21 protein-coding genes and 1 pseudogene are annotated in these 21,615 nt (G+C 43.9%); 5 read left to right on the forward strand and 17 right to left on the reverse strand.

Features of this window, described 5'->3' with window-relative positions; all coding sequences use genetic code 11:
- Positions 1-19: 19 nt before the first annotated feature.
- The 4 genes and pseudogenes from hisD to gltB all read right to left on the reverse strand — a co-directional run bounded on the left by hisD (position 20) and on the right by gltB (position 8,637).
- Entirely contained in the window at positions 20-1,372 is a 1,353-nt protein-coding gene (gene hisD / locus CKK33_RS09930) for a histidinol dehydrogenase (protein WP_095703958.1), read from the reverse strand.
- Positions 1,373-1,427: 55 nt separating this feature from the next.
- Positions 1,428-2,261, reverse strand: a pseudogene (gene hisG, locus CKK33_RS09935) (ATP phosphoribosyltransferase); the annotation flags it as partial.
- A 353-nt stretch (positions 2,262-2,614) separates the two neighbouring features.
- Positions 2,615-4,105 carry a glutamate synthase subunit beta gene (locus CKK33_RS09940; protein WP_095703960.1) on the reverse strand — a complete coding sequence of 497 codons (1,491 nt, stop codon included), beginning with the start codon at positions 4,103-4,105 and terminating at the stop codon, positions 2,615-2,617.
- 8 nt (positions 4,106-4,113) lie between these two features.
- Complete coding sequence (gene gltB, locus CKK33_RS09945; RefSeq protein WP_095703961.1) at positions 4,114-8,637, reverse strand: glutamate synthase large subunit; 4,524 nt, start codon at positions 8,635-8,637, stop codon at positions 4,114-4,116.
- Positions 8,638-8,886: 249 nt separating this feature from the next.
- On the opposite strand from gltB, the gene CKK33_RS09950 reads away from it, so the two are divergent.
- Positions 8,887-9,378, forward strand: coding sequence for an HAD-IIIA family hydrolase (locus tag CKK33_RS09950; RefSeq protein ID WP_095703962.1), 492 nt, complete (start codon positions 8,887-8,889; stop codon positions 9,376-9,378).
- Positions 9,379-9,509: 131 nt separating this feature from the next.
- A complete protein-coding gene (locus tag CKK33_RS09955; protein ID WP_095703963.1) occupies positions 9,510-11,033 on the forward strand; it encodes a hypothetical protein in 1,524 nt (507 codons plus the stop codon).
- Between the two features lie 4 nt (positions 11,034-11,037).
- Here CKK33_RS09955 and CKK33_RS09960 read toward each other — a convergent pair whose 3' ends face one another.
- From CKK33_RS09960 to CKK33_RS09970, 3 genes are read right to left on the reverse strand one after another with little or no spacing between them, the layout of a single operon-like run.
- On the reverse strand, positions 11,038-11,709 hold the full coding sequence (locus CKK33_RS09960; RefSeq protein ID WP_095703964.1) for a YdeI family protein: 672 nt from the start codon (positions 11,707-11,709) through the stop codon (positions 11,038-11,040).
- A 54-nt stretch (positions 11,710-11,763) separates the two neighbouring features.
- Complete coding sequence (locus CKK33_RS09965) at positions 11,764-12,297, reverse strand: RNA methyltransferase (RefSeq protein ID WP_095703965.1); 534 nt, start codon at positions 12,295-12,297, stop codon at positions 11,764-11,766.
- A 26-nt stretch (positions 12,298-12,323) separates the two neighbouring features.
- Positions 12,324-13,493, reverse strand: a complete 1,170-nt coding sequence (locus tag CKK33_RS09970) for a galactokinase (RefSeq protein ID WP_095703966.1) — start codon at positions 13,491-13,493, stop codon at positions 12,324-12,326.
- Between the two features lie 144 nt (positions 13,494-13,637).
- On the opposite strand from CKK33_RS09970, the gene CKK33_RS09975 reads away from it, so the two are divergent.
- Positions 13,638-13,928: a YciI family protein gene (locus CKK33_RS09975; RefSeq protein ID WP_095703967.1), complete on the forward strand. Its 291-nt coding sequence runs from the start codon at positions 13,638-13,640 to the stop codon at positions 13,926-13,928.
- Here CKK33_RS09975 and CKK33_RS09980 read toward each other — a convergent pair.
- The 4 genes from CKK33_RS09980 to CKK33_RS09995 form a co-directional block, all read right to left on the reverse strand.
- A complete protein-coding gene (locus CKK33_RS09980; protein ID WP_095703968.1) occupies positions 13,925-14,323 on the reverse strand; it encodes a hypothetical protein in 399 nt (132 codons plus the stop codon). The genes CKK33_RS09975 and CKK33_RS09980 overlap by 4 nt on opposite strands.
- A gap of 67 nt (positions 14,324-14,390) precedes the next feature.
- Positions 14,391-15,260, reverse strand: coding sequence for an aldo/keto reductase (locus tag CKK33_RS09985; RefSeq protein ID WP_095703969.1), 870 nt, complete (start codon positions 15,258-15,260; stop codon positions 14,391-14,393).
- A gap of 116 nt (positions 15,261-15,376) precedes the next feature.
- The gene (locus tag CKK33_RS09990; RefSeq protein WP_095703970.1) at positions 15,377-15,781 is read right to left on the reverse strand and encodes a DUF1761 domain-containing protein; all 405 of its coding nucleotides are present in this window, start codon (positions 15,779-15,781) and stop codon (positions 15,377-15,379) included.
- A gap of 57 nt (positions 15,782-15,838) precedes the next feature.
- A complete protein-coding gene (locus tag CKK33_RS09995) occupies positions 15,839-18,559 on the reverse strand; it encodes a hypothetical protein (protein ID WP_095703971.1) in 2,721 nt (906 codons plus the stop codon).
- A 156-nt stretch (positions 18,560-18,715) separates the two neighbouring features.
- Between CKK33_RS09995 and CKK33_RS10000 the strand changes: the two genes are divergently transcribed.
- Positions 18,716-19,186, forward strand: coding sequence for a CYTH domain-containing protein (locus CKK33_RS10000; RefSeq protein ID WP_095705811.1), 471 nt, complete (start codon positions 18,716-18,718; stop codon positions 19,184-19,186).
- Between the two features lie 204 nt (positions 19,187-19,390).
- Here CKK33_RS10000 and CKK33_RS10005 read toward each other — a convergent pair whose 3' ends face one another.
- Positions 19,391-19,609 carry a hypothetical protein gene (locus CKK33_RS10005; RefSeq protein WP_095703972.1) on the reverse strand — a complete coding sequence of 73 codons (219 nt, stop codon included), beginning with the start codon at positions 19,607-19,609 and terminating at the stop codon, positions 19,391-19,393.
- A gap of 224 nt (positions 19,610-19,833) precedes the next feature.
- Between CKK33_RS10005 and CKK33_RS10010 the strand changes: the two genes are divergently transcribed.
- Positions 19,834-20,337 (forward strand): hypothetical protein, encoded by a 504-nt coding sequence (locus CKK33_RS10010; RefSeq protein WP_095703973.1) that lies wholly within the window; start codon positions 19,834-19,836, stop codon positions 20,335-20,337.
- A 93-nt stretch (positions 20,338-20,430) separates the two neighbouring features.
- Here the strand turns inward: CKK33_RS10010 and CKK33_RS19495 are convergent, their stop codons facing one another.
- The 5 genes from CKK33_RS19495 to CKK33_RS19500 form a co-directional block, all read right to left on the reverse strand.
- Positions 20,431-20,607, reverse strand: a complete 177-nt coding sequence (locus CKK33_RS19495; RefSeq protein WP_158223420.1) for a hypothetical protein — start codon at positions 20,605-20,607, stop codon at positions 20,431-20,433.
- Positions 20,608-20,625: 18 nt separating this feature from the next.
- The gene (locus tag CKK33_RS10015; protein WP_095703974.1) at positions 20,626-20,835 is read right to left on the reverse strand and encodes a hypothetical protein; all 210 of its coding nucleotides are present in this window, start codon (positions 20,833-20,835) and stop codon (positions 20,626-20,628) included.
- A gap of 36 nt (positions 20,836-20,871) precedes the next feature.
- Complete coding sequence (locus CKK33_RS10020) at positions 20,872-21,129, reverse strand: hypothetical protein (RefSeq protein WP_095703975.1); 258 nt, start codon at positions 21,127-21,129, stop codon at positions 20,872-20,874.
- An 85-nt stretch (positions 21,130-21,214) separates the two neighbouring features.
- A complete protein-coding gene (locus CKK33_RS10025; protein WP_095703976.1) occupies positions 21,215-21,394 on the reverse strand; it encodes a hypothetical protein in 180 nt (59 codons plus the stop codon).
- A gap of 56 nt (positions 21,395-21,450) precedes the next feature.
- The gene (locus CKK33_RS19500) at positions 21,451-21,597 is read right to left on the reverse strand and encodes a hypothetical protein (protein WP_158223421.1); all 147 of its coding nucleotides are present in this window, start codon (positions 21,595-21,597) and stop codon (positions 21,451-21,453) included.
- Positions 21,598-21,615: the final 18 nt, after the last annotated feature.

Below are 21,615 nucleotides of genomic sequence, written 5' to 3' on the forward strand. Positions count from 1 at the left end.
TTGGGATTTTACTCCCCCTTCAGGGGGCCGGGGGGCTAACTCTCACACTCACCGCATTCCGGTGCGCGTGTAAACCTTCCAGATCAGCTAATATCTCAACAGATGGTCCTATGTTTCTGATGCCTTCTTCGGTCAAATGCTGAAAGGTGATCTTCTTCACAAAAGAGTCTACCGATACACCCGAATAGGCCCTGGCATAACTGCTTGTGGGTAGGGTATGGTTGGTACCAGATGCATAGTCGCCAGCGCTCTCCGGTGTTAAATTGCCCAGGAAAACCGAGCCCGCGTTAATAATACTACCGGTGATCTCTTTCCAGCTTTCGGTTGCTAATATCAGGTGCTCGGGCGCGTATTGATTGCTGAAATCCATTGCCTCAGCTAAGTTTTGGGTAACAACCATGTAAGAATTATCCAGCGCTTGTTTGGCTATCTCTGCACGTGGCAATACCTGTAACTGTTTCTCAACCTCCGCCAAAGTCTGTTGGGCAATGGTTTCATTTGTACAAACCAATACCGATTGGCTATCGATCCCGTGCTCCGCCTGTGCCAGCAGATCGGCGGCTATAAAGGCCGGGTTCGCGGTTTCATCTGCAATTACCAACACCTCAGACGGGCCTGCGGGCATATCAATAGCCGTGGTAGTGGTGCTTTGGATAATGGTTTTAGCCTTTGTTACAAACTGGTTACCCGGGCCAAATATCTTATCCACTTTAGCTATGGTTTCTGTACCGTAAGCCATGGCGGCAACAGCCTGTGCGCCACCGGCAAGGTAAACCCTGTCAACGCCAATCATCAATGCAACCTCCGCAATAAAAGCATTTACTTTACCATTTTTTTGCGGTGGTGAGCATACTACTATCTCTTTACAACCCGCGATCTTGGCCGGGATACCCAGCATCAGGAAAGTAGATGGTAAAACCGCGGTACCGCCGGGTATATACAAGCCCACCTTTTCAATCGGCCTTAATTCGCGCCAGCAGGTTACGCCTGGCATAGTTTCTACCTTGTCCTCAGCCTTTACCTGTGATTGGTGGAACTTATAGATGTTATCATAAGCCACTTTCAAGGCCGCCTTTTGATCAGCCGTTACGGCAGAAGCAATTTCCTGCAATTCGGCTTTATCCAGGTAAAGCTTACTTAGTTCAACTTTATCAAACTGGTGCGCGTAATCAAACAAAGCGCGGTCGCTATGTTGTTTAACGTTTTCTATCACGTTCTCCACCAGTGTGCGTATCTCATTAGCCGGGTCAACATTGCGCTGCACCAGGGCTTGGATATCTGCCGATGAAAGATCCGAATATCTGTAAATACTCCCCCCGCCCCCTGAAGGGGGAGCTTTTGAAAAGCTTGGTTTTAAATTATCGTTGTCCATAATTAAAATTTTACGCCCCCTTTAGGGGGATGGGGGGTTATAATATTATCTTCTCTATCGGCATTACTACTATACCTTGCGCGCCGGCTTGTTTAAGCTGACTGATGCGGCTCCAGAAATCGCGCTCGGGGATAACTGTGTGCACTGCAACCCAGTCTTCTTCGGCCAATGGCACTACCGACGGGCTTTTTACCCCTGGGAGTAACGCGGTAACGGCTTCCAGGTTTTTGCGTTCTACATTGAGTACCACATACTTGGTCTCTTTAGCCCGCAAAACTGATTGCACACGCTGTATCAGCTCCTGTACCAGGTCTTCGTTCTCGCTGCCTTTACGGCCTATTAGCACGGCTTCGCTGCTCATTACATCGGCAAAAGGTTTTAAGCCATTGCTTTTTAACGTGCCGCCGGTTGATACCAGGTCGCATATGGCATCGCTTAAGCCCAGTCCGGGTGAAATTTCCACCGAACCTGAAATGGTGCGTATATCTGATGTAATGCCTTTTTCTTTGAGGTATTTACCCAAAATAACAGGGTAGGTGGTGGCTATTGCCCTGCCGTTCAATTCTTCAAGACTGTTAATGCTATTGTTATTAGGAACGGCGATTTTTAACGAGCATTTGCCGAAGCCGAGTTTTTGCAGATAGCTTACTTCAACTTCTGTTTCCTGTATAACGTTCTCACCAACAATACCCAGGTCGGCTATGCCATCCTGTACATATTCAGGGATATCATCATCACGTAGGAAAAGTATTTCTAAAGGGAAGTTTGATACGGGAGATATCAGCGAGCTCTTGTAATTCTCAAAATTAAGGCCGCAATTTTTCAGTAATTCAACGGATTTTTCGTTGAGCCGACCCGATTTCTGGATCGCTATTTTTAATGTTTTCACAAATTGGAGTTTTAGTAACTATATAAACGGAGGTTGTTATTTCGCGTAGAAACATACATTATCTATTCACCACAAAGTGGTGATGGTGCAGATGAAGATGATGTAGTTTATACTGTTCCATTTAAGTATAGTACCGGGTGGTAAGTGCTGCAAATATAGGCACTCCACTATAAAAACAAAATTTAAAAATCAATAATTTGTAAAAAATACAATTTAAAAGCTTGTTTTTTATAAAAATGGCAATATGTATAAGTGCTTATATAAATTAATCACTAACAAAAAACCCTCGCCATTTTACCGGCAAGGGTTTGGGTTTATAAACGGTTAACTATTACTGGCAACCTTAGGGCAGGTTATACCTGCTGATAAAACACCTGGTCAAACTGGTTCACGGCATCTTTACTTTCCAGGTTAGAGTGTCCCATTAAAAACTCGTCTACTTTACGGGCGGTTTCGCGGCCTTCAGATATGGCCCAAACCACCAGTGATTGTCCGCGGCGCATATCGCCTGCCGCGAATACTTTGCTTACGTTGGTGCGGTAAACACCTTCGCGCGCTTTAACATTTTTGCGCTCATCAAGCTCAACGCCTAATTGCTCCAATGCTCCGTTAAATTGCGGGTTAACAAAACCCATCGCCAGAAACACGCGCTGACAAGGGATCTCACGCTCACTGCCTTCAACTTCGGTAAACTTTATCGGGCGGCCCATTACATCTATTTCCCAGCTTACATCGGTTACTTTAAGGGCTTTTAATTCGCCATTTTCGTCGCCAATAAATTCTTTGGTGTTTACACCCCAGAAACGTTCAGCGCCTTCCTCGTGAGAACTGGTGGTTTTTAATAACATTGGGTAAGTAGGCCATGGCATATGCGCGGTACGCTCGCTCGGCGGCTGTACCATCACTTCAAACTGCTTAACAGAACGTGCACCCTGGCGGTTTGATGTACCTACACAGTCGCTGCCGGTATCGCCACCGCCAATTACCACAACATCTTTATCTGTCGCTAAAATATCCTCACCTGCTACAGCAATGCTGCTTACACGTTTGTTCTGTTGTTTAAGGAAATCCATCGCGAAATAGATACCTTTCAACTCGCGGCCAGGAATAGGCAGGTTACGCGGAATGGTTGAACCACCTGCCAGCACTACCGCATCATAATTACGTACAATCTCATCGGCAGCTATATCCTTACCTACTTCAACATTGCATTTAAATACAACGCCATCTTCTTCCATGATCTGGATACGGCGATCTATCACCCATTTCTCCAATTTAAAATCAGGGATGCCGTAACGCAGTAAGCCACCCGGGCGGTCATCACGCTCATAAACCGTAACGGCATGGCCGGCCTTGCTCAACTGCGCCGCGGCGGCTAAACCCGCCGGGCCAGAACCTACAACCGCAACAGTTTTACCTGTTTTAATGAGCGGTGCAACCGGCTTTACCAGGTTTTTAGAGTAGGCTATCTCAATAATGTGTTTCTCAATTTCCTCAATAGCTACCGGCGGTTTGTTGATGCCCAATACACAGGCAGATTCGCACGGAGCAGGGCATATACGGCCCGTAAACTCCGGGAAATTATTGGTTGATGATAATATCTGGTAGGCTTCGTCCCAGCTTTTGCGGTAAACCGCATCGTTAAACTCCGGGATAACATTTCCCAGCGGGCAACCATTGTGGCAGAACGGTATACCACAGTTCATGCACCGTGCTGATTGCTGGTTAAGTTTTTCATCAGAATATAAACCAACAAACTCATTATAATTTTTTACCCTTTCGGCAACAGGCGTCTTTTGCGGGAGTTCCCTGCCATATTCCTGAAATCCTGTAACTTTTCCCATTTTATAATTTAGCTTACGGTTTGATACTCTAATTTTTCTAACACTTTTTTGTACTCTTTAGGGAATACTTTCACAAACTGTGATGAAGCTTTATCCCAGTTTTTAAGGATATCCTGCGCCACTTTACTGCCTGTTAAGTTGATATGCTTTTTAAGCAGGGCTTTAATTTGCTCCTCGTCTTTAACGGAAAGCGGGTCAAGATCAACCATTTCGGTATTGCAGTTGGCCGCGAAAGTTCCTTTAGGATTGTACACCCAAGCTAAACCACCGCTCATACCTGCAGCAAAGTTGCGGCCTGTTTCGCCAAGGATAAGCGCGCGGCCACCGGTCATATACTCGCAACCGTGGTCGCCAATACCTTCCACTACAGTAGTAGCACCCGAGTTACGCACCGCGAAACGCTCACCTGCCATACCCCGTACAAACAACTCGCCGCTGGTAGCACCATAAAGTGCTACGTTACCTATGATGATGTTCTCCTCCGGCGTAAACTTAGCGCTGGCATCAGGGTAGATAGCCAGTTGCGCGCCCGATAGGCCTTTACCTACATAGTCGTTAGCCTCGCCTTCCAGCTCAAAGGAAACTCCTTTGGTATTGAAAGCGCCAAAGCTTTGACCAGCAGAGCCTTTAAATTTGAAATTGATAGTATTATCAGGCAATCCGGCAGAACCGTATACCTTTGATATTTCGTTTGATAACAAGGTGCCGATAGTACGGTCGACGTTTTTTACATCGAAGGTGCCAAACACCGGCGTTTTATCTACCAGGGCAGGTTTCGCATGTTCCAGCAATTGCCAGTCGAGGATGGCATCCATGCCATGATCCTGTTTCTCGCTGTTGTAAAGCGTACTGCCTTTAGCGGTATTTACCGGGTGCAGAATAGCTGATAAATTAACGGTTTTAGCTTTCCAGCTCTTGATGTTATCCCTAACTTTTAAGAACTGTACACGGCCCACCATCTCATTAATGGTACGGAAACCCAGCTCAGCCATAATTTCGCGCAACTCCTCCGCCATAAAGCGGAACAGGTTCACCACGTGATCCGGGCTACCGCTGAATAGTTTTCTCAGTTCAGGGTCCTGTGTAGCAACACCTACCGGGCAGGTATTCAGGTGACATTTACGCATCATGATACAACCGCCTGCAACAAGGGCCGCAGTAGCCACGCCCCATTCCTCAGCACCCATCAGGGTGGCAATGGCCAGGTCCCGACCTGTTTTTAACTGACCGTCTGTTTGCAACACCACGCGGCTGCGTAGTTTGTTACGTACCAGGGTCTGGTGCGCTTCGGCTAAACCAAGTTCCCAAGGTAAGCCTGCGTGTTTTATAGAGCTTATTGGCGATGCACCTGTACCGCCGTCATACCCCGCAACCAAAATCACATCGGCATGGGCTTTTGCCACACCGGCCGCAATGGTACCTACACCGGCTTTTGAAACCAGCTTAACGTTGATGCGTGCCTCGCGATTAGCATTCTTTAGGTCGAAGATCAGCTGCGCTAAATCTTCAATTGAATAAATATCGTGGTGCGGCGGAGGAGAGATCAAACCAACACCCGGTGTAGAGTGGCGGGTTTTAGCTATCCATTCGTCAACCTTATGGCCGGGTAGCTGTCCGCCTTCACCAGGTTTAGCACCCTGCGCCATTTTTATCTGTAACTCATCCGCATTGGTTAAGTAATGCGAGGTAACGCCAAAGCGTGCCGAAGCGATTTGCTTAATAGCCGAACGCATAGAGTCGCCGTTTGGCAATTTCTCGTAGCGCATTTCGTCCTCGCCGCCTTCGCCGGTATTACTTTTACCACCAATACGGTTCATGGCGATAGCCATGGTGCTGTGTGCCTCGTGCGAAATAGAGCCGAAAGACATAGCGCCTGTAGCAAAACGCTTCATGATGCTTTCTGCCGGTTCAACCTCATCAAGGCTTATTGATTCGCGGTGATGGGCAAAATCCAGCAACCCGCGGATGGTATAATGTTTTTCTGTTTGCTCGTTAATGGCAGCCGCATAGTTTTTGTAAACCTGGTAGCTGTTGCTGCGTGTTGCGTGTTGCAGCAAGTGTACTGTGGTTGGGTTAAACAAGTGGGCTTCGCCACGGCGTTTCCATTGGTAAATACCACCCTCGGGCAATAAATGTGTTTCTGTTTTTGGCGCGTTAAAGCCGGTTTTGTGTTTGCAAAGCGATTCTTTAGCGATCTCATCCAAACCTAAGCCCTCAATACGGGTAACGGCACCGGTAAAATAACGGTCAACAACTTCTTTGTTAATACCCAATATCTCAAACACCTGCGAACCGTGGTATGACTGCAAGGTAGAGATACCCATCTTAGAAAATATCTTTAACAAGCCATCATTAACCGATTTTACATAGTTTTTGTAAAGCGATTTGAGATCAAGGCTGGTTTCTAAATGACCTTCATTTTTTAATGTTTCGATGGTTGAAAGCGCCAGGTAAGGGTTGATGGCCGTAGCACCAAATGCCAATAAAGTAGCAAAGTGGTGTACTTCCCACACGTCGCCGGTTTCGGCGACAATACCTACGGCGCCACGGCGACCTTTCTTTATCAAATGGTGGTGAACGGCTGATACCGCCAGCAACATTGGGATAGGCGCGTGTTCAGAGTCGATAGCGCGGTCGCTCAATATTAATACCTCGAAGCCATCATCAACGGCGTCATCGGCGTAGCGGCAAAGCCTTTCAATACCTTTCTCCAATGAGCCGGGGTTACCATCGGCTTTGTAGTAGGTTTGCAGCGTTTTTGCATGGAACAGGCCGGTATCTATAGAACGCAGTTTTTCTAACTGGTGGTTCTTCAATATCGGATGGTTAAGCACCACGCAATGGCAATGCATTTTGTCCTCATCCAGCAAGTTACCGTTGTTACCTATAAAGGTAGCCAAACTCATTACCAAACGCTCGCGAATAGGGTCGATAGGAGGGTTGGTTACCTGCGCGAAGAATTGTTTAAAATAGCTCGACAGATGCTGTGGCTTATCAGATAAGATAGCCAATGGCACATCGGTACCCATTGAGCCAACCGGCTCTTTACCATCCAAAGCCATAGGTTTGATAATGGTATCAATGTCCTCGCGGCTGTAACCAAATACCTGCTGGTAGCGGTAAACAGCATCCGCACTTAAGCTCGCGAATGATACGCGTGGCTCGGGCAGGTCGCCCAGGCGTATTTTATAATTATCTAACCAGTTACCATAAGGCTGCTGGCTGGTAATTTCTTTCTTAATTTCTTCGTCGGTGATGATCTTGCCCTGCTCAGTATCTATCAGCAACATTTTGCCAGGCTGCAAGCGGCCTTTGCGTACAATGGTGCTCTCGTCTAACTTAAGCGTACCGGCTTCAGACGCGGCAATAACGCGGTTATCGCTGGTGATCACAAAACGCAGCGGGCGCAGACCATTACGGTCCAACACGGCACCAACTTTTTTACCATCGGTAAAGCTGATAGCCGCAGGGCCATCCCATGGCTCCATTAGTGTTGCATGGTATTCGTAGAAAGCTTTTTTAACCGGATCCATTTGCTCGTTGCCATCCCATGCTTCGGGGATCAGCATCATCATTACGTGTGGTAATGAGCGGCCGGTGTGCAGCAATACTTCGATGATGTTATCCAGGCAAGCAGAGTCTGATTGATTGTTATCAACCACCGGCAGCAGCATCTCCATTTCCTCGTTGGTGAAATAGGCAGAGGCAAATGATTTTACGCCCGAATAGAACCAGTTAAGGTTACCGGTTAGCGTATTGATCTCCCCGTTATGCGCGATGAGGCGGAACGGTTGCGCCAGTTTCCATGACGGGAAAGTATTGGTAGAGAAACGTGAGTGGATCAGCGCTAAGCCAGATGTTACCCGTGGGTCGGCCAGGTCTTTAAAGTATTTACGCAGCTGGTAAGTAGTTACCTGGCCTTTGTAAATAATGGTTTTGCAGGAGAACGAAGTAAAGTAGAAGTGTTCGCCCGCGGCCGGAACCGTTTCCAAAACGGTTTTATTAATATAGCGGCGTAAAACATATAGCTTTCGCTCAAAATCATCGGCATTATAAATGCCGCGTGGGCGGGCAACAAATATCTGTTCGCAATCGGGCTCGGCCTGGCGGGCGGTTTCGCCAATTACTGATGAATCAACGTCGGGCTTGCGGAAACCGAGGATAGCAAAACCAAGCTTATCTGTAGCAGCCGAAATAATTTTACGGCAGGCCTTTTTTAAAGAAGGCTCTTTTGGCAGGAACATCATACCTACACCGTATTCACCCGGTTCAGGCAAGCTGATCTCCAGATCAGAACATTCTTCCATCAGAAATTCATGCGGAAGCTGAATGAGGATACCGGCACCATCTCCGCTATCAGGGTCGCAGCCACAAGCACCACGGTGTTCCATGTTTTCTAACATGGTTAAGGCATCGCTTACAATAGCGTGCGATTTATGGCCGTTTATATGGGTGATAAAACCTGTTCCGCAGGAGTCGTGTTCAAATTCGGGCCTGTAAAGTCCCTGCTGGTTGCAATCAGTCTGATCCATATCTTTTACACAAAGTTTATAATTAGCGTAATAACGAAGTTACTAAAATTACATTTTTTTCATAAAAATATCCATAATTTTTTTAAAATTTCTAAAACGGAGCCATTTTGATGCAAGAAATTTATTAAGTCGACAATTATCGTATACTTTAGCTATCAATTTGATAATTTTCAGAGGTTGAATAATATGCACACATAGTAAATTCCCTAATAAGTTTACTTTTGCGGAAATCTTGTTTTATACTTACTCATGACAGAAAAAAGGAAAGCGGTTTTTTTAGACCGCGATGGTGTACTGAATCGCGAAATGGGCGATTACGTATGTAAATTTGAGGATTTTCATGTACTTGATAATTTTGATGCGCTTAAAGAACTGCAGGACCGTGGCTATTTATTACTGGTAGCTACTAACCAGGGTGGTTTGGCAAAGGGCTGGTACAGTGAGGAAGAACTGGCAAAAATGCATAAGCACCTGAAACAGGTTTACCATGAACGCGGGGTAGAGCTAACCGACTTTTTTTACTGCCCCCATCACCCAAATTTTACTGGCGATTGCGACTGCCGTAAACCCAAACCCGGCTTATTGTTGCAGGGCATCGAAAAATATAATATCGACCCGGCCAAATCTTACTTCATTGGCGACCGTGAGCGCGATGTTGAAGCAGGTGAAGCCGCCGGCGTTAAAGGCATTTTGATTGACAGCGACCAGCCGATAAGTACGGTTTTGGATTTGATAGAATAAATATTGATGTGCAGATAACCTTGTTTATTTACACATGTGATGGTTCATTTGCACATCTGCACACTTGAAATCTGCACATCCTATCTAAAACATTTTGGAATGTCGTTCCTTTTTAAAGCATCTAAGCATTAATGACGTTTACAGATAAATTAAAGAACTACGATACACTGGTATTTTCAGCGATAGCTTTTTTTGCTATTTACCTGTTCTGCAGTTACAATGGAGTGGGCATATCCCCCGACTCCATCATGTATACCAGCGCTGCACGTAACTTTGTGGCCCATGGTAATTTGCATACGTTTAACCATGCCCCAATTGTAGATTTCCCGGTTTTTTATCCTACTTATTTAGGTGTCATCAGTTTTATTACCCGGCTTGATCCTACCGTGTTTGGATGGTGGCTTGATGCTTTGATGTTTGGCGCGCTTATCTATTGCAGCGGCTATATCATGTCGCGGTTTGTACCTACGTCGCGCGTTTACAAATGGCTGGTGCTGGCGGCTATTATCTTAAATCCCGGCTTATTACAGGTTTACACCTATTTATGGTCGGAGACGCTATTTATTTTAGAGGTGCTGCTGTTCATGATTGTTTTCAGGCAATATTTGGTTAACCATGCCGGTAAATGGCTGGTTTTCGCAGCGTTAATAGCCGCGGTTGCCTGCATTACGCGCTATGCCGCTGTTACTATAGTGGGTACAGGCGGTTTAATACTCTTGCTTGACCGTACTTTGCCTATCCGGAAAAAGATAGGGCATATCCTCATATTCGGGTTTATTTCTATCTCCTTACTGGTAGCCAACCTTTGGTTCAATGCTTTGCATACAGGTACGGTTACCGGTCCGCGAGAGCCATCCATTACGCCTTTTATCAAAAACCTATACTACTTTGGTACGGTATTTTGCGAGTGGCTGGGCTTTACACCTAATATGTATTTTCTGGCTACGCCGCTTGCCATTGTTATTTTAGCGGGTTTTATAGCCGCTCTGGCCTTTAACTTTTACCGCCGTAAACTTAATAGTTACGAGAACCTGGCGATTGCTTTCGCGTTGGTTTACGGCCTGTTCATTGTGCTTTCTTCTACCTTTTCGCGGTATGAGCGTATTAACCCGAGGCTGCTATCACCTATGTATATACCCGCTTTGTGGGGCTATACCAGTTGGGGTTTGCTTTTTTTGAAGCGCTTAGCCAATCATAAGTTGCGTACAGTTGTAGCAGTAGTATTTATTGCCGCTATGCTGGGCTATATTACCAAAATATTTATGGTAGACCGCGACAGGTATAAAGACCAAATAGCTGATGAATACGGTAACCCTGGTTATACCGACAACGACTGGATGGAATCGAAATTTGCCGCTTATCTTAAAACAATGGATAAAAGCATTTTTAAGCCGGGTATAACCATTTATTCAGACGCGCACGAAGCGGTTTATTTTTTCTCAGGCATGTCTGCCTACCTGGTGCCGCATAAATTTTTTAAGAAGGATGTAGAGAAGTTTTACCGTATCAAGCGCTTTTACCTCATCTGGTTTAACAACCTTGAGAATCCGGAACTGATAAACTTAAAGGACATAAAAGCCCATAAACAGCTTAAAACCATTAAAGATTTTGGTGAAGAGGGCGGGATATATGAATACGATGAAAGCGTTAAGTAGCGTGTTATTTATCACTCGGGTTTTTCTTGCCCGCTAACAGCATCTCTACCATTTTGGTTATACGGTTAGCGCGGGTTTGTTCCTGCTTGGCGCTTAATATCCAAACCACATACTCCTTACGGTGCGACCATGCCAGCTTCTCAAAATTGACAAAAGCAGCCGGAGCCGCCGCCAATGCTTCTTGCAGATAGGAGGGAATGGTAATTTGCTTTTTTACCGAATCTATGTAATCTGAATAAGCGTTTTGCTGCTTCATGGCTTCCTGGCTGGTGTCGGATCTTTTAACCATATGTTCCGGCTTAAATCGTAAAGCCGTCCAAGTATCATTTATAGCAGCAGATGCCACCGGCCTTAGCTGGTATCTGGCAGGTTCGTCCCAGCTGCTCATCATTTCCAGGTCGGTAGCTATACCTGAGTTTTTCTTCGGATAGATCACCCACAGGATGGTATCATCAGTGAGTATGGGCTTTAGTTTTAACAATATTGCCGCCAGCTCGCTTTTGCTTTTCGCAAAGGCTTGTATGCCGCTCACTTGCCTGTCTGGAGTAAAAACCAACTCAACACCATCAGGCAGGGGATCCAGGGCTGCCGCGTAATCTTTGGGAGGGTTAATAAGCAGCCAGGTTTGGCCGGCCTTTATTTGCAGTTTTTTAGCGAGCGCGCTGGTGGGAATCATAATTAATGGATCAGGTGCTCACTAAATTATAGAAAAATTGTCAAGGTCAATCCATCAGCCATGAACTATTTTGGCGTAGAAATCCCACAATACTATACCTGCCGATACCACAATGTTAAAGGAATGCTTGGTGCCAAACTGGGGTATTTCTATACAACCATCTATCAGCGCCATTACTTCATCGCTTACGCCGTTAACCTCATTACCGAATATCAGGGCATACTTTTCACCCGGGTTGGGCCCAAAGTTGTTAAGCATGGTGCTGTTCTCTGCCTGTTCAATGGCAATTATTTTGTAACCATCTGCTCTTAGCCGGGTTACGGCATCAACCGTGTTTTGATAATAAGCCCAATCTACAGCGTTGGTAGCACCAAGCGCTGTTTTCTCAATTTCGCGGTGTGGGGGCTGCGCGGTAATGCCGCAGAGGCATATTTGTTCAACAGCAAATCCGTCAGAAGTACGGAATATGGAACCAATATTGTGCATACTGCGCACATTATCCAGCACAACGGCTACGGGCAGTTTTTGCTGTTCCTTAAATTCGGCTATGGTTGCACGGTTAAGTTCGTCGAGTTTTAATTTGCGCATGAGCTTTTAAGCGTAAAACCGCTAAATTACGATTTTACCTGCTCTTTAAGCACGCCAACACCATCACCAATAAGCGAGCTGTATACCGATGGCGCGTAACCGATTTTTTCGGTGTAATACGCTATTACATCATTGCTGAAGCGCTTAAAGCCATCACCCTTAACCAATGCTATGGCACAGCCGCCAAAGCCGGCGCCTGTCATGCGGGCACCGGCAACATCCGGGTTAGTTTTAGCATATTGTACCACCGTATCCAGTTCTGTTCCGCTTACTTCATAAAGGTCGCGCAAGGAGTCATGCGAGGCATACATCAATTTTCCAAAGCCGTTAAGGTCATTGTTATTTAAAGCTTCGGCGGCTTTTTTTACACGGTCGTTTTCTTCAACCACGTGCTGTGCGCGCTTTTGAACGGTAGGGTCTGTTATTAAATATTTATGCCGATCAAAGGTATCGCTGTTGATATCGCACAGGTAGGTAATATTGAGTTCGTGCTGTAAAGCTGTTAGGGCTGTTTGGCATTCCTTTACCCGCTCGTTGTATTTTGATTCGGCCAGTTTACGTGGTTTATTGGTATTGATGATGGCCAGTACATAGTCGCCCAGGTTGCTGTCAACCGCTTCATAGGCAAGCGTGTTGCAATCCAGTTTCAGGGCTTTATCCTTTTCACCGAATGCCACGGCAAACTGGTCCATAATACCGCAGCTAACGCCTATAAATTTATTCTCAACAGATTGGGCCAGTTTAACCAGTTCAAGCTTGTTGTAACCGGCACTAAAAAGCTCATTTAAGGCAAATGCGGTAACCACTTCAATAGATGCTGATGAAGATAAACCCGAACCGATGGGGATGTCGCCGAAAAACAATAGGTCTAACCCGCGCAGTTCTTTGCCGGATTGCTGAAAGTGATTGATGACCCCCAGCGGGTAATTATACCAGGTTTCTCCTGTTTTACGGTGTTCTGCATTTACCGGAATTTCCGTTTCTTCGTTAAAGTTCAGGCTCTTGAAACGAAATACGTTATCGTTATTGAACGCTACTAAAAGGTAAGTACCAAAGGTAATGGCGCAAGGCATCACCAGCCCTCCGTTGTAATCTATATGTTCGCCAATAAGGTTAACCCTGCCAGGTGAAAAAAAGGTTTCATCGGCATGTTTACCATATTGTTCAAAGAATTGCTGTTGCAGATCGGCTTTCATTTTTTCCAGGTATAATAATTGGGAAAACAAATATTGTAAATTATACAGTTATTCCGATGTTTAACCGAAAAAATTATTTTTAATGACCTCGGGGACTTATAAACACAAGACCACATTATTTGTTAATTTTAAAAAATGACGCACATGAACCAATACCTCGTAACCGCATATGATTTTACCGACGAAGGCGCCTATGAACGCCGTATGAACGTTAGGCCGCACCACCTGGATGGCGCTAAGGAACTTAAAGAAAGCGGTAATTATGTTTTTGCCGGTGCTATGCTGGATGATGATGGCCGGATGATTGGTTCAGTAATGATATTACAGTTTGAAAATGAGGAACAGTTAGAGGCCTGGAAACAGCGCGAGCCTTACATTACCCAACAGGTTTGGGAAACGGTTGATGTAAAACCTTTTAAAGTAGCTAACATTTAATTGTCCGGTGTAAAAGACTGGTACTCCCAATACCCTTGTTGGTTACGTGCGTAAATTGCCGTATATGGTTTTCCTTCTGTTCTAAAACTGAATGAGAAGTTTGAAATAGCAGGATCAGACGGTAAGAATTGTTCAACAATGCTATCGGCTATCAGCTTTATTTTATCGCTTTCACTTACCTGGGCCGGCTGTGCTGAAAGGCTTTCCTTATATTCTTTAAATGAAGAATATTGATACTGCTGCTGTTGCATTTGCCGGGCGGCGTTAAAGGCAGCTTCTTCGGCTTCAAGGCGGTATTCTTCCATGGCCTCGAGCAAACCCGAATGGTTGATCTCTGGGATGCCATCCGGCGTATAGGAGTAGTATTTTTGCAGGATATCTTCTTTGCTTTTCACGCCTGCAATTTAATCATAATAAAAATGCCTCCGTTACTGGAGGCATTTTTATTAAAGTGTTTGTCGTTTAGCCTACAGGTGGGGCTATGCCATCTAATTGGTCCATATCCTCTTCATCTAACCTGATATTTGCAGCTTGCATGTTTTCTTCCAGGTGAGCCACGCTTGAGGTACCCGGTATCAGTAATATATTTTTTGAGTGGTTCAATAACCAGTTAAGGGCGACCTGGTGTATGGTGGCATTGTGCTTATCTGCTATCTTTTGTAATATTTCATTCGCAGTTACATTACCGCCGCTTAACGGGTACCATGGGATAAAGGCAATATCATTATCCTCACAATAGTTTAACACGCCTTCCCATTTACGGTTATCAACGCTGTACATGTTTTGTACCGATACTACTTCAAAATAATCCTGCGCTTTTTTAATGGCGTCAACATCTACTTCTGAGAGACCGATGTGTACTATTTTACCTTGTTGCTGTGCTTCACGCAAAAATTCAAAGCTCTGCTCGGCAGGAACATTAGGATCTATGCGATGTAACTGGTACAGATCTATCTGGTCAAGTTTCAGTCGCTTTAAACTGCCTTCTAATGCCTCTTTCAAATGTTTAGGGCTGGCATCAACAGGCCATTGGTCGGGGCCGGTACGTTGCAAGCCGCCTTTGGTGCCAATTACCAATCCCTGCGGATACGGATACAGCGCTTCGGCAATCAGTTCCTCAGAGATATGCGGGCCATAGCTATCTGCCGTATCAATAAAATTTACGCCAAGTTCAACAGCGCGTTTCAATACTCTTATTGCTTCGTCTTTATCTTTAGGCGGGCCCCAAATGCCCTTACCGGTTATACGCATAGCCCCATAGCCGAGGCGGTTAACTGTTAATTCGCCGCCAATGGTAAATGTTGCCGGCAATGTTGTTGTGTTGTTGTTCATAAATATCTGCCAATGATAGATTTAAATAACGCTAAGCAACTACTATTGTTCGGTAATTGCTTCATTAAACTGTCATTTAATATTCGCGAAAACACATAACCATTACAGGCATATAATTATCGCCATAAGCCTATAATTGCGCCCATTAAAGTAAGGGCGACCACGCTGTAACCGCCATTGATAAAAATGAGGCGCCAGCTTTTGAGTTCAAAAAGGCTGTGTATGGCAATGGCGCTAAATGTCCATACTCCGGCGAGGAAACCCGCTGTTGCGCCCCAGGTTACGGTTGTTTTTTCGTCAGCAAGAAACATGGCCAGGTTAAAAGCCATCACTAATGAAAAGAAAGCGGTAAAGCCAAATATTTTGGCTTTGTTGCCCTCTTGTATCTGTTCGGTTGATAGCTGGTTGTCGGCCATCCACGCTTTTCCAAATACCGGAGGGGCGTACCAGAGGCCGCCAACAGCAAAGCCTGATAACGCTGCCAACAAAATTGCAGGTACATTAATAAAAGTAGGATTCATGATATTCAGGTTTAATCAACCTAAATATACCAAATTTTTTATTGCACAGATTACAGATTATTTAACGGTGTAGCGATAAATGTAGCGCCCCAGATTACCATCAGCATCAAAGCCTTCTATAGTTGCCCTGTAGGTACCCCTGCCATCGGCATTGAAAAATTCAAGCGATGTAGCGCCGGTTGTTTTATCTGTTTTTACCTTAGGGTTCCAGTATATAGTGCTGCGGAGGTCGCCGCCAAAGGCGCCTTGTTTTAAAACATCATATTTAGGCGAATAAAACTCGCGTGCCACAGCATATCCAAGCCCCTTAAAGGTGATGATATTACCCTTTGGCAGCATATCCTGTAATTGCTGATAAGTCACTTTTTGGCCCACAGGGAGTTTTTTGGTAATAATGGAAACGATACCATCAGATTGATAAACCCTGTTTAATGAGCTTACACCATCGGTTTTAAAAACCTCAATAGTTTCAACGTCTTTACCTGCTATAGTATTTAAAAAGCTGTAATCAACAGGTTGGCCGTTTACAAATATCTGCACAGGCAACTTGTTGGAATTTGACATGTTTTTTGATAGGTACATGTTATTGTTCTCAACAAAAACGCCTAATAAAGCAGTTTGAACACATATGTATAGATTGGGGCAATCTTTAAACCTTTCACCAGATACAACCTGGTCGGCCATCATGGGCAGGCCGGTTAAAGCACTGTAATCGGTATGGCTTGGTTTTTTTACTATCGCTTTGGCTTTAATTACTACCTCTTTTAAAGTATGGGTATTATCATATTGCTTTTTACTGTTGGCCAACAGGTCTTTAAAGGCATTATCTATATCTGGGATCTCATCGCCTGCGTTAACGTTTTTTGTAGCCGGCTGGTAAGGTTCGCCGTTCACGGTGATCACCAGGTTGCGGCTGTTAATGTTGCCTCGTGCATTAAGGGTAATATCAGCCGAATCGGGGAAGTCCAGCTTTGTAAACCTGAAATTGCCATCCATATCGGTAAGCGTTTCGGCAAAATATTTTTTTATGGGTATTTGTATACGCAGGTTAGCCTTGGGCACAGGTACTGCCGATGTGTTGCGGATCATGCCGCTGAGCTGTAAGCCGTTTTGCTCGGGCTGTAGTGTAATCTGGGGTAATTTGTTTAAAATAATATTACGATATGATATACGGCGATAACCCTGTGTAAGCATCAGGATATCCAGATCGGCTGCTGCATTGGCGTTTTTGCTCAGGAAGTAATAATTGGGTTTTTCGATATACCCCTTTATTTCTGAAGTAAGCAGCAGGTTGGAGAGTATGGTATTTTCGTTATCCTCATCAAAAGGTACCTTACTTTCATCTACTACAGAAACCGAAAAGTTACCGCTAACCGGAGCCGCGCCCTTTTTAGCTAAAACACCCAGGCGTACCTTCTGGCGTGTAGTGAAAACTTTTTTATCAGTGTTTAATGACAGGTTAAGTTCGTCGTTATGTTGTATGAAAACAATGCGCTCGGCCAGTATTACGCCTCGTTCGCTCATCAGGCTTAGTTGTAATACACCTGTAGGGAATTTATCTTTCGGAATATTGGCGCTGTAGCTTTGTGTATTTAATGCAGTTTGCGCCGCAAAATATATAGCGCCGCCGTTTTGTGCGATAATATAGTATACTTTGTCTTTATTAGCGTTAAAGTAGGGCTCATTTGCGGACAGCTTTATACCAAGGTTAGCGGCGTCGGCGTCATAAACAGACATGCTTATTCCGGATGGCCTTATACGTGGCAGATCAAATACCTGGCTTGAACCGTCGGGAAAGGTAACATTTGCCTTATAGCTTTTACCATCTTCGGGCAATAAAACAAATGCACCCATGCCCAGGTGTTGTGGCTGTATATTCGCGATGATTGCGCCGGTGTTATCGGTTACAGTTCCTTTCACATCAATACCCAAGCCATTTGAGTTGATCGCTTTATAAGCAATTCTGGAGCGCACGCCCATAGTGAGTTCGCCGCCCTCCGGAAAAAATTGTATATCGTAGCCAGCGCCCGCGCCTTTCAGCGAAAACCTGTCCAGCTTTTCTTTTTTACCTGTTTCCAGATTGGCAACAAGTGTAGCATTTTGCAGGTTAGTAGCATCGGCAAGGCTAACGGTATAATTACCGGCTGCGTCTGTTGTGCCTTTTCCCTTGGCCAGTTCATCACCATTAGTATTTACAATGCTCCAGCTTATTTTTCTGTTACTAACAGGAGCTCCCCCGGTTTCTTTATAAGCGATAACCGCTACCGGTTTGTTGGCTGTTGAGGTATTCTTCTTAAAATCAATTGCCGAGTTGATGTTTTCCTGTATAGCGTTGCCAATGGTAATGTTTTTATTAAAATAATAATCCGTATCAAAATTGCGCATCCATTGGGTGTATGCCCTCAAATGGTAATTTCCTTGTTTGTATACATCTGGCGGCAGCAGAATGTTACCGTTGGCCACACCATTTACCACGGGTAATTTTAAAATTTTTACAAGTGAATCCTGCTCATTAGCGATATCTACATAAACAATATTGCTTAAAACAGTAGGTTGATGCCTGTCAATAGTTACATATGCCTTAAACCAGATGGTATCGCCGGCGGTATAGTACGGTTTATCTAAATGCAGGTAAACTTTTTCAATAGGGTAGGCATTAATGTATTGAGCGGTTTTGGTTACAATAGTTTTTATACCAATAGTATCGCGCTGGGCAAACACTTTGGTAAATGAAGAAATAAAAATAAACAGAAGCAGGGTAAATCTTTTCGCGCTCATAGTTTAATGACAGTAGGCTTGGCTAATATAAAAACATTTGTTTTATTGCAGGGTAACAAGGGCTGGTTTTAACATCTGTTAGCTATTTTGGGAGGTTATAACAACCATAACATAAACGATTTTTTTAAGATTTATTGCTGTAAAATAAACGCTACAATGGGAATAGAAATAGAACGTAAGTTTTTAGTTAACCATGACAAATGGTCATTAGTAAATAAACCTGAGGGCGATGTATACCGACAAGGTTATATTGTAAATGATAAGGACCGTACAGTAAGATTACGCGTTACCGGAACAGCAGCTTATATTACTTTAAAAGGTGGTACCAAAGGGATAAGCAGAAGCGAGTATGACTACGAAATACCTCTCACTGACGGTATAGAAATACTGAAAGATTTTACCACATCGGTTGTTGAAAAAGTAAGGTACAACATATCCCACAACGGGCATTTATGGGAAGTTGACGTTTTTGAGGGTGACAATACAGGACTTATTGTAGCAGAAATTGAACTGGACAGCGAAGAGGAGGTTTTTGAGAAACCTGAATGGGTTACTAAGGAGGTAAGTGATGATGGGAGATACACTAACGCTGCCTTATCTGTTAACCCGTATAAAAACTGGAGGTAGTATAAACAAAAAATGCCCGCTAAAAACAAGCGAGTCNGAGGTAAACCTTGAAATGGGTTACTAAAGGAGGTAAGGTGATGATGGAGATACACTAACTGCTGTCCATTCATCTGTTAAACCCGTGATAAAACTGGAGGTAAGTAATAAACCAAAAATGACCGCTAAAACAAGGCGGCATTTTTTTGTTTAGTTGCTGAAGGATGATTATTCCCAGCCAGTACCTTTTTTGGCGTTGCCATTTTTAATATGCTCTTCTGCAGTGGCTTTGCCCATAATAGCAGCCATTTTGTTGCCTTCGCTATCTTTACCGGTAGCAATGTATCTGCCTGATTTTACATCAATAACAGGATCAATCATTGGTACGTTCTTGGTTTTTGTTTTTACTGAGTAGGCGGTAATAGCGCCTTCTTTTTTTGCTGCCATGTTTAAGTTTTTTGTTTTTTGTAAGTAACTGTATAATTAGCTTTTTGTTTATTTATGCGGTTATTTTATGCAGAAATAAGCATTTAAAGTTTTGCCGCGGCAATATATGTAATAATACTTAACTAACAAATTTAAACCAGCGTAGTTATAGTATTGTTACGTTTGATAAACACAGTTAAAACGTTTTTAAAAAACTCAGCATTACCGAAAAGTAAATACACCTTATGAAAAAGTATTTTGCCATTTGCGCCATAGCGCTTGCATCATGCACAAGCAATAGCAACAGTAATAAAGCAGCCGACTCTGCAAAAGTGGATACGGGAAAAAAGGCCGCCATGAGCACACCCGCCCAGGATATGGAATATTGCTTTATGCGTACCGATGGCACAAATAACCAGGATACTACTGCTATTCACCTGTTGCAAAAAGGCAATAAAATTACAGGGGAAATGAAATGGATGCCAAAAGAAAAAGACAGCCGTAAAGGCACTTTAACAGGAACAATTTCCGGTGATGAGATCACCGCTGTTTGGAACTTTATGCAGGAAGGTACCAAGGATTCTATTCAACTGGCTTTTAAACTAACTGCACAGCAATTGGCCCAAAAGCCTTTAAAGGTTAACACTGCTGATGGCAGGCAAACTACTGATACCAATGCCGGCTATACCTTAATATATCAGCTTGATAATTGCAGCCAGTTTAAATCAGCTAATAAGCCTGCTTTATAGTTGTTTTTGGAGTATACCAGTTGTAGTAAATAAGTTGAAGATGCCTCGTGTAAAAAGACGGGGCATTATTGTTATATGGATACGGTGATTTAATTAATCGGCCGTACCTATAGCGGTTGTATGAGTATCAGCTATGTTTTTGCCGGAAAAGTCATTATGTATTTCTTTTTTATCCGGCTCAGCTACAAGGGAATTAGATTTTGCCGCCAGGCAAAATGCGGTAACAGCAGAAGAAAGGATGATAAAAGTAATAATTATTAGTTTTTTCATACAGATCAGGAACTTGTATTAGTCGGCAGTGCCAATGTCTTTTTTAGTATCAGCAGTACCAATATCTTTCTTGGTGTCAGCGGTACCGATATCTTTTTTGGTGTCTGCGGTGCCAATGTCTTTTTTGGTATCAGCAGTACCGATATCTTTTTTAGTGCCTGTTGCTGCGTTAGCTACTGAAAAACCTGTTGAAAGAACTACTGCTACTGCTATGATGAATTTTTTCATGATCGTATTTTAATATGCGTTGATGGTTGTTATCTGTTATGTGTTATGCTCCGAGGTAGAATAGGTTATGTGCTTCGTGGTGCAATTAGTCGGCAGTACCAATGTCTTTTTAGTATCAGCAGTACCAATATCTTTCTTGGTGTCAGCGGTACCGATATCTTTTTTGGTGTCGGCGGTGCCAATGTCTTTTTTGGTATCAGCAGTACCGATATCTTTTTTAGTGCCTGTTGCTGCGTTAGCTACTGAAAAACCTGTTGATAGAACTATTGCTGCTGCTATGATGAATTTTTTCATGATCGTATTTTAATATGCGTTGATGGTTGTTGTCTATTACGTTGTTATGCTCTGAGGTAGAATAGGGTATGCCTTAATGGTGCAATTAGTCGGCAGTGCCAATGTCTTTTTTAGTCATTTTGCTTACCTGGTCGGTGTTAGTTGCTACGGGTGTATTTTCCTCTTTAGGGGTAGTTGTAGCGGTGGTGTCTTTATGCATAAGGGCATTTGCTGACACGATTCCTGTTGATAAAACTACTGCTGCTGCTATGATAAATTTTTTCATGATTAGGGATATTTAAATGTCTTTTTTAATAATTGATATGGGTATATGAGCTAGGATCAGTCTGCAGTGCCGATGTCTTTTCTGGCTGCTGATGTGCTGTATTCCACCCTTGCTACAGGTTTAATTCCAGCCTGTTTGGTGCATGAAGGCAAAACGCCGGAAATAACTATCAATGAAACTGCTGTGAATATGATCTTCTTCATAATTGCTTATACTAAGTT

The sequence above is a fragment of the Mucilaginibacter sp. MD40 genome (genome assembly GCF_002288635.1).
In the GTDB taxonomy this organism is placed as follows: domain Bacteria; phylum Bacteroidota; class Bacteroidia; order Sphingobacteriales; family Sphingobacteriaceae; genus Mucilaginibacter.

What these genes read in the sequence shown, in the direction of transcription:
- CKK33_RS09975 (WP_095703967.1), top strand. Translation starts at nt 13,638, where the DNA reads ATGAACCAATACCTCGTAACCGCATATGATTTTACCGACGAAGGCGCC.
- CKK33_RS10020 (WP_095703975.1), bottom strand. Translation starts at nt 21,129, where the DNA reads ATGAAAAAATTCATCATAGCAGCAGCAATAGTTCTATCAACAGGTTTT.
- CKK33_RS09940 (WP_095703960.1), bottom strand. Translation starts at nt 4,105, where the DNA reads ATGGGAAAAGTTACAGGATTTCAGGAATATGGCAGGGAACTCCCGCAA.
- CKK33_RS09950 (WP_095703962.1), top strand. Translation starts at nt 8,887, where the DNA reads ATGACAGAAAAAAGGAAAGCGGTTTTTTTAGACCGCGATGGTGTACTG.
- CKK33_RS09965 (WP_095703965.1), bottom strand. Translation starts at nt 12,297, where the DNA reads ATGCGCAAATTAAAACTCGACGAACTTAACCGTGCAACCATAGCCGAA.
- CKK33_RS09960 (WP_095703964.1), bottom strand. Translation starts at nt 11,709, where the DNA reads ATGATTCCCACCAGCGCGCTCGCTAAAAAACTGCAAATAAAGGCCGGC.
- CKK33_RS10015 (WP_095703974.1), bottom strand. Translation starts at nt 20,835, where the DNA reads ATGAAAAAATTCATCATAGCAGTAGCAGTAGTTCTTTCAACAGGTTTT.
- CKK33_RS09955 (WP_095703963.1), top strand. Translation starts at nt 9,510, where the DNA reads ATGACGTTTACAGATAAATTAAAGAACTACGATACACTGGTATTTTCA.
- CKK33_RS09985 (WP_095703969.1), bottom strand. Translation starts at nt 15,260, where the DNA reads ATGAACAACAACACAACAACATTGCCGGCAACATTTACCATTGGCGGC.
- gltB (WP_095703961.1), bottom strand. Translation starts at nt 8,637, where the DNA reads ATGGATCAGACTGATTGCAACCAGCAGGGACTTTACAGGCCCGAATTT.
- CKK33_RS19500 (WP_158223421.1), bottom strand. Translation starts at nt 21,597, where the DNA reads ATGAAGAAGATCATATTCACAGCAGTTTCATTGATAGTTATTTCCGGC.
- CKK33_RS09995 (WP_095703971.1), bottom strand. Translation starts at nt 18,559, where the DNA reads ATGAGCGCGAAAAGATTTACCCTGCTTCTGTTTATTTTTATTTCTTCA.
- CKK33_RS09970 (WP_095703966.1), bottom strand. Translation starts at nt 13,493, where the DNA reads ATGAAAGCCGATCTGCAACAGCAATTCTTTGAACAATATGGTAAACAT.
- hisD (WP_095703958.1), bottom strand. Translation starts at nt 1,372, where the DNA reads ATGGACAACGATAATTTAAAACCAAGCTTTTCAAAAGCTCCCCCTTCA.
- CKK33_RS10010 (WP_095703973.1), top strand. Translation starts at nt 19,834, where the DNA reads ATGAAAAAGTATTTTGCCATTTGCGCCATAGCGCTTGCATCATGCACA.
- CKK33_RS19495 (WP_158223420.1), bottom strand. Translation starts at nt 20,607, where the DNA reads ATGAAAAAACTAATAATTATTACTTTTATCATCCTTTCTTCTGCTGTT.
- CKK33_RS09990 (WP_095703970.1), bottom strand. Translation starts at nt 15,781, where the DNA reads ATGAATCCTACTTTTATTAATGTACCTGCAATTTTGTTGGCAGCGTTA.
- CKK33_RS10005 (WP_095703972.1), bottom strand. Translation starts at nt 19,609, where the DNA reads ATGGCAGCAAAAAAAGAAGGCGCTATTACCGCCTACTCAGTAAAAACA.
- CKK33_RS10025 (WP_095703976.1), bottom strand. Translation starts at nt 21,394, where the DNA reads ATGAAAAAATTTATCATAGCAGCAGCAGTAGTTTTATCAACAGGAATC.
- CKK33_RS10000 (WP_095705811.1), top strand. Translation starts at nt 18,716, where the DNA reads ATGGGAATAGAAATAGAACGTAAGTTTTTAGTTAACCATGACAAATGG.